This window comes from Mesorhizobium comanense, from assembly GCF_005503535.1.
Classification (GTDB): domain Bacteria; phylum Pseudomonadota; class Alphaproteobacteria; order Rhizobiales; family Rhizobiaceae; genus Mesorhizobium; species Mesorhizobium comanense.
The window spans coordinates 45407-59002 of record NZ_SCNN01000025.1 but is presented as its reverse complement, the minus strand read 5'-3'; the positions used below and the strand labels follow the sequence as shown (position 1 = coordinate 59002).

At 61.9% G+C, this 13596-nt stretch carries 9 protein-coding genes; 7 read left to right on the top strand and 2 right to left on the bottom strand.

The annotated features are described in order from the left end of the window. Positions 1–484: 484 nt before the first annotated feature. The 7 genes from FFS37_RS29525 (at position 485) to FFS37_RS29495 (ending at position 11301) form a co-directional block, all read left to right on the top strand. On the top strand, positions 485–1678 hold the full coding sequence (locus FFS37_RS29525) for a DUF6361 family protein (protein WP_137934490.1): 1194 nt from the start codon (positions 485–487) through the stop codon (positions 1676–1678). Then, positions 1675–3486 (top strand): phospholipase D family protein, encoded by a 1812-nt coding sequence (locus FFS37_RS29520; RefSeq protein WP_137934489.1) that lies wholly within the window; start codon positions 1675–1677, stop codon positions 3484–3486. Before FFS37_RS29525 ends, FFS37_RS29520 begins: the two co-directional genes overlap by 4 nt. Continuing rightward, positions 3483–6419 (top strand): DEAD/DEAH box helicase, encoded by a 2937-nt coding sequence (locus FFS37_RS29515; RefSeq protein ID WP_137934488.1) that lies wholly within the window; start codon positions 3483–3485, stop codon positions 6417–6419. The genes FFS37_RS29520 and FFS37_RS29515 overlap by 4 nt, the downstream gene beginning before the upstream one ends. A gap of 631 nt (positions 6420–7050) precedes the next feature. Then, the gene (locus FFS37_RS29510) at positions 7051–8103 is read left to right on the top strand and encodes an ABC transporter substrate-binding protein (protein WP_137934487.1); all 1053 of its coding nucleotides are present in this window, start codon (positions 7051–7053) and stop codon (positions 8101–8103) included. A 25-nt stretch (positions 8104–8128) separates the two neighbouring features. Further along, positions 8129–9250, top strand: coding sequence for an ABC transporter ATP-binding protein (locus FFS37_RS29505; RefSeq protein ID WP_232375810.1), 1122 nt, complete (start codon positions 8129–8131; stop codon positions 9248–9250). Positions 9251–9254: 4 nt separating this feature from the next. After that, positions 9255–10487 (top strand): ABC transporter permease, encoded by a 1233-nt coding sequence (locus FFS37_RS29500; RefSeq protein ID WP_137934486.1) that lies wholly within the window; start codon positions 9255–9257, stop codon positions 10485–10487. Between the two features lie 4 nt (positions 10488–10491). Next, positions 10492–11301: an ABC transporter permease gene (locus tag FFS37_RS29495; RefSeq protein WP_137934485.1), complete on the top strand. Its 810-nt coding sequence runs from the start codon at positions 10492–10494 to the stop codon at positions 11299–11301. Between the two features lie 45 nt (positions 11302–11346). Here FFS37_RS29495 and FFS37_RS29490 read toward each other — a convergent pair whose 3' ends face one another. Both FFS37_RS29490 and FFS37_RS29485 read right to left on the bottom strand, forming a co-directional pair. After that, positions 11347–12240, bottom strand: a complete 894-nt coding sequence (locus FFS37_RS29490) for a LysR substrate-binding domain-containing protein (protein ID WP_137934484.1) — start codon at positions 12238–12240, stop codon at positions 11347–11349. A 101-nt stretch (positions 12241–12341) separates the two neighbouring features. Next, entirely contained in the window at positions 12342–13556 is a 1215-nt protein-coding gene (locus FFS37_RS29485) for a M24 family metallopeptidase (protein WP_137934519.1), read from the bottom strand. Positions 13557–13596 lie beyond the last annotated feature (40 nt).

The following is a 13596-nucleotide window of genomic DNA, read 5'->3' as shown; positions in this document are numbered from 1 at the left end:
CTTATGCTAGCCTTTCGCACCAGGAAAACAAATGTTCCTCGCTCTGTTCGGGATCAGCGGACATCGCTCTATTGAGAACTGGTCGCCGCATGAGGCATAAGCCGCGCTGGTGCCATAAGCAACTAAACTTGGCTGTGGGTGTGATTCGAACTTATTAATTCAACGACAACCTAAGCTATCTGCTTGACGCGGTGCGACCATTTGGGCCAACTTCGTTGGCGGGGGATGATTCTTGGCAAGCTCTGTATCGGTGTCTTCGCCGGACATTTTGCGTCCGCAGCTTTTCGGCCGGCTCGGTTCCGACATCTTTGCGGTGTTTTCGGATGGAAATCGCGTGCGCACGAACCGCCGATCCTGGCGGTCAACAACGCCCTCTTTCGCTGCGACCTTCTCATCCCAAGCCTACGGAATCCGCTCGAGGAAAGTCGCCCCGCGCGCGATATTGTCGACGGAAGTTCAAGTCGGATGATGACAGGAGCAGCCGTTGCCTAGTGTCGAGCCCACGATCGGCTGGTTCATGCTGTCGGAAGCCGATCGGGCCGCCGCCAACCGACTGCTCACGAGCGCCGCATCCGACGGGACGCGTGACGAACTCGGGTTCGCTCCGATCCACTTCGCCTTCGCCGACCGGTTCTTCCCTGGAACGTCGGTGCAGCACGCCCAACTCAGATACGTGTTCTTCGTCGCTTGGTCCTACCAGGAGCTGCTCTCCCGCACAGCTGGCGAACGCTTCTCAGTCGACAAGCTTTTCGAGATCGAGCGACGATACTCGCGCCGCCTCATGCAATCAGTGGAGGTGCTGGAGAGCTCCGGCATCTCCGGCTGGACGAAGTACAAGGCAGAGCAGCGTCCGATGGTGCGCGCCAGCACCATCTACTGGACCGCCCTTAGGTCGTGGCGGATGGCAAGCCCTGTCGGAGGTCTAAGCGAAGCTCCCACTGAGACCGGACTTCGCGACAGGTGGCAGCGCCTTATCACAAGGGAGGATGGCGATGACGGCAAGTACTTAACCGCGGTCCTGTTCGAGGGATTGCCAGGACCCCCGCCAGGTTGGCTCAACAGGACCGGCAAAATCGACTTCGCGCTGCGCGGCCAAGAGGCGAAGTATCTCCGGCGGTTGTGGATGGTGGCCGGAAAGGATCGTACCCAGCCACTTCTCAGCAGACTGGCCGAGGACGGAGTGACGACGGAGTCGCTCTGGTCCACCGCGGTCCGGCGAGCCGCGACGAAGCCTGACCGCGACGCCCTTGTGCTCGCCGAAAGGGCAGCCTCCGTCGCCTGCATCGCCCGAGCCGCACACTCAGCGCTGATCGAGGCCAGGCGCAATGTGGACCGCGGGTTTGAGGATCACCGCCACGCGGATGCGCTTCCGCTGCTCGTCGAGGAACACCGGAAAGCCGCGCTCGATCTTGACGTCGCCGCGCTTAGATCGGAGACCCGCATAGATACTCGTCTCGTAGAGTTCATCGAGACCGTGACGGAATGGGTGCGCGAGCGGAGGCCTCTCGATGCGATTGCCAGTGCGCTGACGATCAGGGAACGGGATCTGAAGGATGTTCGCGCGTACCTCGTCAACGAGAAGCGCCGCCGGGACTGGCAGAAGGGCGTGGCCACCCCCCTCGACTTCCGGTGGCCCGCCGTGCGCAACATGATCAAGTGCGTAGGGCACGCATCATGACCTTCGGTCGACGCGACGACCGCATCTCGATATTCGGCACGCTTAGACCGGGCCCCGGTCAGATGGTGTCACGGGCGATCGTCACGACCTATTCGCTGGACCTGGTCGCCATGCTCGGCTTGGTGCTTGCGCTGGGAAGCGATGTCGAAGTGGAGTTCGAGGCATCGCCGCTTGGGCTGGTGAAGGCGTTCGACAAGCTCCGTGGCAAACTCCTCGTCTTGCATCAGCTCAGCCGTGTCATGGCTCCGAGCGCGCATCGGTCAGTCCTGCCACTCTTGGATACGATGGTACACGCCATCCCCTCGAACGAGCGCGAAGAAAGCTGGCACCCTAAGACCGCCCTGGTGAGATACGAGGCGGAGGGTGGTGTCGAATGGCGCTTTTGGATTGGCAGCCGCAACCTCACGGGCTCGACCGACCGTGACGCCGGCATGCTGCTCGTGACCTCCAAAGAGAGGGCGGCCAAGCCAATCCCCGACATCGCACGCCTGGCGGAGGATTTGATGGAGGAGGCCCGGCTCACGCCGACCGAGTTGAGCGAGCTTAGATCCACCCGATGGATGGCACCGCCGGGAATGAGCGTCCGTAACATCCTCTGGCGTCGCAACGGACAGACCCGGCGGTTCATCGATACGGCGCTGCTGCCGCGAGCCGACCGCAGCTGTGCAGTCAGTCCCTTCATCGATCACGGCGGCCTCGCCGAGGTCCTGAAGGCAGGAGCGCGAAGCATCGCGCTCCTGACGACCGAGATCGCGGGGGCGGACTGCGCACCCCACGACGGGGTGAATTTCCGCGTTGACGCCGCGCCAGAGCCCGAGGCGACCGTTTCCGTCGAGCAGCAACAGGAGGAAGCGGACGGCGAGTTCAACGAGCCGCCGTCTACGGGCATTCACGCCAAGCTCCTAGCGGTATCAAAGGGGCAGAGGACCGCGCTCCTGCTCGGCAGCGCGAATCTGACGAAGCGAGGCCTGGTCGGTCCCAATGCAGAAGCCGTCGCGATTCTCGACATCACCGATCCGGCTCTGGCTGATTCAATCTACGGCTTCGTCGACAGTGGCATCGAGCTTGCCACCATTGAAGTTGATACGACTCAGGAGCGGGAGAATGCACGCGCACAGCGGGAGCTGGACGGACTAATCAGCCAGTTTCTGGAATGCTCGTTCATCCTAGCCTACAAGGACGACGGGCTGCACTTAATCGTCGGCGATGGCACCGGACATGTGCTGGGGCTTGCGCACTTTGAGGTGTCTCCATTCCTCGACGCCGACGCCTGGACGTCGATCCAGGGATCATCGCGCTCGATACGACTGCTCGCAAACCCGCCGCCTGTGAGCGAGCAGACGTCGCTCGTAAACTTTCGGGCGCGCAGCCTCACCGACCCGGAGGTGAGTCGCAGCTGGGTACAGGCTCTCGACGCCGAGGGCATCGACGTTGAACGGAGGGACCGCGTGCTGCTTGCGCGCTACGTCGGTGCGAACAGGTTCCGCGACTGGCTGCGGTCGCTCCTCGATGGTGTCGACGGCACTGGCGGGCAGCGCTGGTCGGACGCAGTCGGGACATCACCCCGACAGGACCCGTCCGGTCGGCTGGCCCAGATTTTCACCCTCGAGACCATGTTGGCCGCCTGGGCGCGCGACCACAAGGCGTTCGAGAGCCGCGTGGGCGGAATGATGGTAATGCTGGAATCGTTCGGGGAGGTCTTCGCGACCATTCCTGACGATGAGGAGCGGGAAGCCGCACTCAATGACCTGGAGGAGGTGCGGCCGTTCCTGCAGGCTGTCCATGACGCCATCGGCGTCGCGGCGTGACGAACCTTGCAGAGTTCCAGAGAAGGACCGTTCGTGTCGCGCTCAAGCGTCTCGAGGGGGATGGGCCGAGACGCTTTTTGGTGGCCGACGAAGTCGGGCTGGGCAAGACGATCATCGCGCGCTCGGTAGCCGAAGGGCTGCGAAAGAACCGCCGCCGGCTCAACGTGATGTACCTCTGCCCGAGCCTCGAGATCGTCGGACAGAACCGACTGAAGTTCGTGTCACTCACAGAGATCGACGAGAAGGATTACACGACGGGCGAGGACCGCCTAGCGCTCGTGCCCGGTGCGCTACCCGACGAGGGCAAGGGCTATCGCATATTCACCTTCACCCCCGAAACCAGCCTACCTGGATGGAAGCCAGGCCCGCGAACAGGCCGAAAGGCGGAACGCGCGCTCATCCGCAAGGTACTCGACAAGTACGATGCGCTGAGGTCCATCGTCCTGCGACTCGACCGCAACCGCGGACCGAATGCGCGGTCGCTTCTTGGCGAGCGAGCGTCAAGCCTGGAAGGCCACACCCAGATCGGCATCGAGCGTGCGTTGCGTGACATCTTCGACTGCCCAAAGGGCAACCTCGAGAAGACCATCATCGCTTGGCTGGAAGCAAAGGAGATTAGGCTAGCGGAACTCATTGCACGGTTCCGATCCGCGCTGGCCCTTTCGGCGTTGCGCTCGAAATCGGTTCGTCCGGACCTCGTAATCCTCGACGATTTCCACAGATACGCAGATCTGATCCTTCCCCAGCGCGAAGCATCTGAGGACAGGCTAAAGCGCGAACGAGCGCGGGTGCACAAGCTCCTTGTTGATGCACTCCTGAAGGGCGATCAGAAACCCGCAGTCCTCCTGCTCTCGGCAACACCCTACCGACTCCGCCGGCTCAGCGGCGAAGAGGTGCATCCCGTCGAGCATTACCGGGCGCTGGTCGACCTGGCTGGATTTCTCGCCGACGATCCCAATTGCTGTGTGACGGTGGAGGCGGCGATGCGGGACTATCACGACGCACTCGCCACGCCTGGCTCCTCCGAGATCGTGCGAGAGGAAGTGCTCAAGGCGAAATCCCGACTGGAGACACTCCTGAGCCCGCTCATGGCGCGCACTGAGCGCGCTCTCGTTCACAAGAAAGATCTGTTCGAACGCGACAACCACCTCGTCGACATCGAGGCGCGAGACCTAATGCTCTTCAGGCACCTCGCCGAGAACTGCGGCAAGGAATTCGCCGGATGGGCGCCAGCGATGTGGAGTTCGATACCCTATCCCGCGCAGACGCTGCATGTGTACAAGGTTTGGGAGAAGCTGTCCGATGCCAAGGCGCCGCCCTTCGAGGCTGGGTCCGGCCGCGGGAGTTTGGCTCATCCGCAGTTGCGAGTGCTCTCGGGCATGGCGGGCGGATCAAAGAGTCTGGCGCTGCCATGGCAACCGCCGACGGTGCCATGGTGGCGCCTGGAGGGACCTTGGTCCTCGAAGCGGACCCTGCCAGGCAAGACACTCCTGTTCAGCAAGTGGCGCGGAGCACCCACCTCGATATCCGCGCTGCTATCGATTGACCTCACGGGCGGGATCGGCGGCCATGGCAAGAAGGCGCCGTTTCTAAGACCCGGGGGCAGCGAAAGTGGAGCGCTCGTTGGCATCTTCATGCAGTGGCCAAACCTGTCGCTCGCGATCGACCCGAGAAAGGCGACCAAGAGTGGCATGCTGGCGATGCGGCGTGACGCGGTGGATCAGCTGGAGGACTATCTCACCAGAAAGGGAGTCCGCTTGGACGGGGATGAGAAGAGGCCGACTTGGATTGTCGCTTGCGGCATCGAGCGGCAGATCTCCGCACAAGCCTTCAACCGCGTCGTCTCGCTCGCGGCGAGCGCACGGACAGGCGGGAAGTCCAAGGATTGGAGAGCCATCCAGCGCATCGCAACGATCTCGCGAGCGGAACTTGCGACCCTCGCAGATCACATCGTATCGGCTCCGGGATCGATCATCGCCCGCTGCGTCAACCGGCACGGCATCCCGCAGAACTCGAAACGCGAATACGCACCCGTCTTCGACTTTGCCTGGAACCGACTCCGCGGGTATTTCGGGCATCGCACCTTCGCCGAATTGATGCTCGCTGCATCGACACGCACGCGCTATCCGGACGCGCTGTGCGAGGCCATGATGAAGGGCGGCTTCGAGGCCGTCCTCGACGAGCAGATCTGCCTCGTTGGGAAACTAGGTGATGCTCGAGGACTCGAGATCGTGGAGCAACTGTCCAATTGCATTCTGGACCGTCCCGGTCTCGTGCAGTTCAAGCGGGCGAGAGGAAAGTACCGAGTCCCCGTCCAGGCGGTCGCCCCCTTTGCTGGGGGCGAGCAAAGGCGGACGGGAAAGAAGAAGGGGGGAAGGCTACGCAGCGACATGCTTCGCCGCGCGTTCAACTCCCCATTTTGGCCCCATGTCTTGTGCACAACCTCGGTCGGCCAGGAGGGCCTCGACTTCCACCTCTGGTGCCGCCGGATCGTGCATTGGGACCTGCCGACTGACCCAGTTGACTTCGAGCAACGGGAGGGCCGGATCGCCCGGTTCGGGAGCCTCGCTGTCAGGCAGTCGCTCGCCGCCGCCCACAGCGATGCAGCATTAGCGCGCGCGGAGGAGGGCAGCCCGTTCGCCTGCCTTCTCGAAGTCGCCCGGGAGCAGCCCCCTGGTGGTACCGGGCTTGAACGCTGGTGGCTGCCGGACTCGGGCCGTCCGGAGAGTATCAGTTTCAATTGGCGGTTCAGCCTGAGATCGACCCGAAAGGAGCGGATGCTCAAGGACCTCCTCTACTACCGCCTCGCGCTCGGCCAGCCCGACCCCGACGCCTTCCTCGAGATGCTGCGACGGGTGGGAGCAGATGAGGAGGACGCCCATCGCCTGGCGATCGATCTATCCGCGATTTCGCGACCCGAACAACCAGAATAAGCGCCGGCCTCAGCACCGCGGCTTGACGATGAGCCGTCTTGGTCGCCTGCACTTCGATCCTCATTGCAGTGTCAGAAATGGAGGCGGGAGCGGAGCGACCGCTTCCTGATAGTTTCATTCTTTTGCGGACGGTCGGCTTCCGGCCCCGTTGCGGCCATTTTTGCACTCCCAAACTGGCCTTGGGCGATGAATGGAAACGGTCAGGTGTTCCCGGTTTGTGCTCGAAAAGTCGCATAAAAGGGCAGAGTGGAACGCGGAGCTGGATCGTCGATGGCGAGTGCTGGCAAAATGATGCCATAGGCAGCTGAATCCTTAGGCCTGCCGTGCATGGACAAGCAGGGCAACAATGCAAGCATGGTCGTATTCGAGGAGCGGTCGGCTCGATCAATTCCTACGAAAAATCCGCTCGAAGCGTACAGAACGTCGTCGCCGGCACCGACGCTAGCCGTCCAGCGCTCTGCCAAGCGCTTCACGCGAGGTCTGAGACAGCCTTGTCGCGATAACGGTTTCTCATGGGCCCATGCGATGTACTTATTTGCTGTCGCGCCCTAGCCAAATTACCGTTTTGCACCGGCCAAGGCTCACTCAGACGAAGTCGAGGCCGTGGTTCCAATCAATGGGAGTGGCGGAAATGAGATATCCCTTAACAGGTCGTGTGCTGACTTTGTCGCTGTTGGCGCTGACGCCGCTTTGTTCGAATGCAGCGCGAGCGCAAGACACGCTTTCGGTCATGAGTTTCGGTGGCGCTTATCAGGAAGCGCAGCGCAAAGGCGTGTTCGAAACCTATACCGCCGAGACCGGGGTCAAGATCGACGAGCAGGAATATGGCGGCGAGATCGCCAAGATCAAGGCGATGATCGAATCCGGCAACACCACCATAGATGTCGTCGATGTCGATGCGCCGACGTTGCTGCAAGGATGCGACGAGGGCATTTTCGAAAAAATCGACTGGGCGAAGGTCGGACCGCAGGACGATTGGATCAAGGGCACGACCTCGGAATGCGGCGTCGGCACGATCGTCTATGCGACGACCCTTGCCTATGACGGCGCCAAGCTGGCCGATGGTCCGAAGACGATCAAGGACTTATTCGACACCAAGAAATTCCCCGGAAAGCGCGGCCTCTGGAAGAACCCCGCAACCAACCTGGAATTCGCGTTGCTCGCCGATGGCGTTGCGCCTGACCAGGTCTACGAAACACTGTCGACCCCGGCGGGAGTGGATCGTGCCTTCGCCAAGCTCGACACGATCAAGGACAGCATTGTGTGGTGGGAAGCGGGCGCCCAGGCACCGCAGTTGCTCGCTTCGGGCGAGGTAACGATGACGACCGCGTGGAACGGCCGCATCTACAACGCCAACAAGGAAGGCAAGGATTTTCGGATCGTCTGGGACAACCAGATCCTTGACTCCAATTACTGGGTAATCCCCAAGGGCGCTAAGAATGCCGAGGGATCGCTTGCCTTTATCAAATACGCGGTCGAGCCCAAGGTACTCGCGGGGATCACCAAATACATTCCCTACGGCCCTGTACGGAAATCGGCGGCCGAGTTCGTGGCGCCGGAGGATGCCAAGAATCTACCGACCAGCCCGCAGAATCTGACGGTTTCGCTAACCCTCGACAATGGTTTCTGGGCTGACAACGGGGACGAAATACGCAAGCGGTTCACGACCTGGCTCGCGCAGTAGTCAGGACTTCCGGAGGAGAGCATCGATGAATTTTGCCCAGCGAATGTCACTTGCGACGGACAACCCAGTCGATGCCCTCGTTCGGTTCGAGGACGTGAAGAAATCCTACGACGGCATCAACTTCGTCGTGAAGGACCTCAATCTCGACGTCTTTCGTGGCGAGTTCCTGACCATGCTGGGGCCTTCGGGCTCCGGCAAAACCACGACGCTCATGATGCTCGGCGGTTTCGAACAGCCGACGCTCGGCCATATCCTGCTCGACGGCAAGCCTGTCGAGCGGTTGCCGCCCGAGAAGCGCAACATCGGCTTTGTGTTCCAGAACTACGCACTGTTTCCACACATGACTGTGGCGGAGAATGTTGCGTTTCCGCTGCGCTATCGTGGCATCACCGGCGCGGCCGCGAAGGAAAAGGTTCGCCAGGCGCTCGGCCGCGTCAGTCTCGACGCGCTGGGCGATCGTCGCCCGGCGCAGCTTTCCGGCGGCCAGCAGCAGCGTGTCGCATTGGCCCGCACTCTCGTGTTCGAGCCCTCGCTGGTGCTGATGGACGAGCCCCTCGGGGCGCTCGACAAGCAATTGCGCGAACGCATGCAGATCGAAATCAAGCAACTCCAGACCTCGCTCGGCATCACCATGGTCTACGTCACCCATGACCAGTCCGAAGCGTTGACCATGTCGGACCGCATCGCTGTCTTCCACGATGGCCGTATCCAGCAGCTTGCGGATCCGAAAACGCTGTACGACGAGCCGTCCAATCGTTTCGTTGCCTCCTTCATCGGCGAGAACAACACGATGCCATGCACCTTGCTTGGACGGGAAGGAGGCGTGGCCATCGCGCGCATGGCCGACGGCACGACGTTGAAGGCCGCCGGCGCCAATGTGTCCGGCACGGGCGCGAACATAAGTGTATCCGTGCGGCCGGAGAACATTTCGCTGGCCGGCAAGGGTGTCCGTGCCGGTCTCAACCGTTTCTCGGGCAAGGCGCGCGACGTCTTCTTCCTCGGCGACCATATGCGGCTGTCGGTCGAGGCGTTTGGCGGCCAGCTCGTCACCGCGCGTATCCCGGCGCGGCAGGCGCGGCATTTTGCGTTGGGCGAGGATGTCGTCCTCGAATGCGGCATTTCCGAATGCCGTCTGCTGGAGGCATGACGCCATGACCGTAGCGGAGATAGACCGTGTCAACATCTTCATGGCCGTACGTCGGGCAGAGAGACCCGCTCGGCGGGCCGCGCTTTCGCTGGCTCTGCCGCTGATCGTCTTCCTGGTGGTCGCCTTCGTCGCTCCAATCCTTTACCTGCTGGTCACGGCGGTGGGCAATCCGGAGACACGCGAGGTGCTGCCGCGCACATTGGAGGCCCTCCAAAACTGGGATGGCGCTTCAACACCGGACGAACCTGTCTACGCCGCGCTCGCCGCCGACTTGAAGGTCGCCAAGGACAACAGCACGGCCGCCTTGCTCGGCAAGCGTCTCAACTACGAGATTTCCGGCATGCGCAGCCGCGTGCTGGCGACAGCACGGATGGTCGAGAAACTGGATACCGGTCCGTACAAGGAGAAGTTCCTCGCGTTGAACCAGGATTGGGGCTCGCCTGAAACCTGGGCGATCATCAAGCGCAACGGTGGTTCTCTCACGCCTTACTATATGCTGACCGCGCTCGACCTCAAGCAAGCCCCGAACGGATCGGTCGAGCGCGTCCAGGGCGACCAGGCGATCTTCCTCGACGTGTTGGGGCGGACGCTTTTCGTAGCCGGGTTGGTGACGCTGTTTACCCTTATCCTGGGCTATCCCGTCGCCTATGTGCTGACCATCGCGCCCAAGGCGATTGCGGGCATCATGATGCTGATGGTGCTTCTGCCGCTATGGACGTCGCTGCTGGTGCGCACCACAGCATGGGTCGTGCTGCTGCAGTCCGACGGCATCATCAACGACGTGCTGATGGCCTTGCATCTGACAGGCGAGAGGGTTCAGCTCATCTTCACGCGCGTCGGCACGGTCATCGCAATGACGCACATCCAGTTGCCCTTCACCATCCTTCCGATCTACAGCGTCATGCGCTCGATCCCGACCACGCAGCTCAGGGCGGCTCGCTCGCTCGGGGCGCCGCCATCCTCCGCCTTCTGGCGGATCTATGCGCCGCAGACGCTGCCTGGCGTCGTTGCCGGGTGCCTGATGACCTTCATCCTGTCGCTCGGCTACTATATCACGCCGGCACTGGTTGGCGGGCCGCGCGACCAGATGGTGTCCAACTTCATCTCGACCTACATCAACCGCGATCTCAACTGGGGCCTGGCTGCAGGCCTGGGTGTGGTCCTGCTTGTCGTGACACTTGCCATCTACCTGTTGTTCCTGCGCCTCGTTGGCGCCGACAAGATCAAGCTCGGGTGACGCCATGTGGCTGCCTTCCTATGCGACTCCCTCTGAACGGATAATGCGCACGCTGGTGGTGGCGTTCGCCGTCTCGGTGCTCTTGTTCCTGATCGCGCCACTGTTCATCATCGTGCCGTTGTCCTTCTCCAAGGATCCGTTCTTCACCTTGCCCGTGCGGGAGTATTCCCTGCGCTGGTATGCGGATTTCTTTGGCAACGCGCGCTGGATGAACGCCATCGCCAATAGCGCCGTTGCGGCGGTGATGACCACGATCCTGGCCACCACGCTCGGCACGTTGGCGGCACTCGGCATCTCGCGTCCCGATTTCCCAGCGCGCCGCCTGATCATGGCATTGCTGATCTCGCCGATGATCGTGCCAATCGTCATCGTGGCTGTCGGCAGCTATCTCTTCTTCGGCCAGTTCGGCCTGACGAACACGCGCACCGGCCTCGTCCTGGCGCATACCGCACTGGCGACGCCTTTCGTGGTCATCACGGTGACGGCGACCCTATCCACCTATGAAACCAATCTCACCCGGGCGGCATTGAGCCTCGGCGCGCCGCCGTCGGCGGCGTTCTTTCGCGTCACGCTGCCGAACATCCTGCCGGGGGTCATTTCCGGCGCAATCTTCGCCTTCGCCACCTCGTTCGACGAGGTGGTCGTCGCACTGTTCATGACGGCGGCGGAGCAGCGCACTCTTCCAGTGCAGATGTTTTCCGGCATCCGCGACCAGATCAATCCGACCATCATGGCCGCTGCGACGCTGCTGCTTGCGCTGTCGATCATCCTGTTCGCGATGCTGGCGCTGCTGACCCGGCGAAGGGTGAAATAACCGGCTGGCCACCACGTTTGTCCGGCTGGAATTCGAAGGCCGTTCTCAATCGACCTTGGCAGCACCTTCGCCGGCGACGAACATATCAGCAAATCGAGCGGCAAAACTCTGCGCCACAGCGGACCGCTTGCGGTCGGGGCTGACATAGATGCCGACCACGACATCTGCGAGCCGAGGCAGATGGGCCGACGGTTGGATGATCCTGAGTTTCGCTGGAATGATCCGGCGCGCCAGTACCGTCACCCCGAAGTCGGCGCCCACAGCCGCCTCCAGGCCGGCAAGACTTGGGCTTGTGTAGACGATCTCGAAATTGCGACCGTCGCGCTGTAGCGCAGTCAGCATGTTGCGACGGTAGAGGCACCCCTCGGGATAACAGACAATGCGCAGTTCGCTTTGTCTTGCAGCATCCTCCGGCAGATCTGGCATCTGCGCTCCGCAGACCCAGGCCAGCGTCTCCTTCCAGGTCATGAACGCGCCTTCGGAAGGCCCGTCCGGGGTCATTGCCACGACAATATCGAAGAGGCCATTGCGCAGGCCCTGCAGCAAATTGTGCGACAGATCGCAGACGACGTCGAAGGTCAGGTCGCCGCCATCGCGCGCCAGACTGGCCATCAGCTTGGGCAGGAAGTGATCGGCGTAGTCATTTGGGATGCCGAGCCGCAGGCGACCCTTGCTGTCGCGCTTCGAGAGCTTCAGCATCATGTCATCGTTCAGCGCCAGGATCTGGCGCGCGTAGCCGGCAACAAGTTCACCCTGTTCCGTGATCTGTGCGCCGCCTTCCTTGGCGAAGAGCGAGACGCCGAGCAATTCTTGAAGCCGCTTCATCTGCAGGCTGATCGCCGGCTGCGTGCGACCGAGCTTTTCTCCCGCCCGCGTATAGCCGCGCAGGTCGATCACGGTGATGAAGGCGCGGAGAAGGTCGGTCGGGATGCTGCGCATGGGTTAGCTCCACATTCGCCGATTAGATCACGGCGCTCCAAACAAACGCAAGCGAGCCTCCCTTTCCAGGAAGGCCCGCCAGGGATAGCGCTATTCGGCGATCATGCCTTGACGATGTTATGCTCCGGACCAAACGGGAACTTGGTGATGTTTTCCGCCCCGTCCTCGGTCATCACCAGAATGTCGTGCTCGCGATAGCCGCCAGCGCCAGCCAGTCCCTCGGGGATGGTCAGCATCGGCTCCATGGAGACAACCATGCCCGGTTGCAGCACTGTGTTGATGTCCTCGCGCAGTTCGACGCCGGCTTCGCGGCCATAATAATGCGACAGCACGCCGAAGGAGTGGCCGTAGCCGAACGAGCGGTAGCCGAGCAGATCGTGACTGCGGTAGATTTCGTTCAACTCCGTCGCCACGTCGCCGCAACGTGCGCCGGGCTTCAGGAGTTCGAGCCCGCGACGGTGGACGTCGCAGTTGATCTCCCAGATCCGCAGGTGCTCGTCGCTGGCATGATCGAGGAACAGCGTGCGCTCGAGCGCGGTGTAGTAGCCCGAGATCATTGGGAAGCAGTTGAGCGAGAGGATGTCGCCTTTCTGAACCTTGCGCGATGTCACCGGGTTGTGCGCGCCGTCAGTGTTGACCCCCGATTGGAACCAGACCCAGGTGTCCATCAGTTCGGCATGCGGAAAGGTGTTGGCGATGTGCCGGACCATGGACTGCGTGCCGGCCAGCGCCACTTCGTATTCAGGAACGTTCTCGCGGATCGCATTGCGAATGGCTTCGCCGCCGATGTCGGCGGTGCGCGCGCCTTCCTTGATCAGGACGATCTCCTCTGCCGACTTGATCGTGCGCAGCCACATGGCCGGCGCGCCGACGTCGACGAACTCGACGTCCGGGAAGGCGTCCTGCAAGAGCTTCCTGAATTCGAGGTTGACGTGGTCGAACTCGATGCCGATACGCTTCACGCCGGGCAGCGTCTGCTGCAGGGCGTAGAAATAGTTGTCACGCTGCCAGTCGGTGTAGGTGATGTTATCGCCGAAAGTACGGCGCCATGGCTGGCCGGCATCGATGCCGGCCGAGACCGACACTGCCTTCTCCGGGGTGACCACAAAGGCATAGCGGCGGCCGAAATAGCAGAACATGAAGTCCGAGAAATAGCAGATGTTGTGGTAGGAAGTCAGCACCGCCGCGTCGAGCTTCAGGTCGGCCAGGATGCTGCGCAGCCCATCCTGACGGCGCGTCATTTCGGCGGGGCTGAAGGTGGCGACAGCCTTCTCGCCATTATGCATCTTCTGTAGACGCAGCAATTCGTTGGGCATGCCCTTGGCGTAGACGTTCATTCTTTCCTCCGCATCCAAA

Excerpts from the sequence above, each read along its gene's own strand:
- FFS37_RS29520 (WP_137934489.1), top strand. The coding sequence starts at position 1,675 with ATGACCTTCGGTCGACGCGACGACCGCATCTCGATATTCGGCACGCTT.
- FFS37_RS29510 (WP_137934487.1), top strand. The coding sequence starts at position 7,051 with ATGAGATATCCCTTAACAGGTCGTGTGCTGACTTTGTCGCTGTTGGCG.
- FFS37_RS29505 (WP_232375810.1), top strand. The coding sequence starts at position 8,129 with ATGAATTTTGCCCAGCGAATGTCACTTGCGACGGACAACCCAGTCGAT.
- FFS37_RS29500 (WP_137934486.1), top strand. The coding sequence starts at position 9,255 with ATGACCGTAGCGGAGATAGACCGTGTCAACATCTTCATGGCCGTACGT.
- FFS37_RS29495 (WP_137934485.1), top strand. The coding sequence starts at position 10,492 with ATGTGGCTGCCTTCCTATGCGACTCCCTCTGAACGGATAATGCGCACG.
- FFS37_RS29490 (WP_137934484.1), bottom strand. The coding sequence starts at position 12,240 with ATGCGCAGCATCCCGACCGACCTTCTCCGCGCCTTCATCACCGTGATC.
- FFS37_RS29485 (WP_137934519.1), bottom strand. The coding sequence starts at position 13,556 with ATGCCCAACGAATTGCTGCGTCTACAGAAGATGCATAATGGCGAGAAG.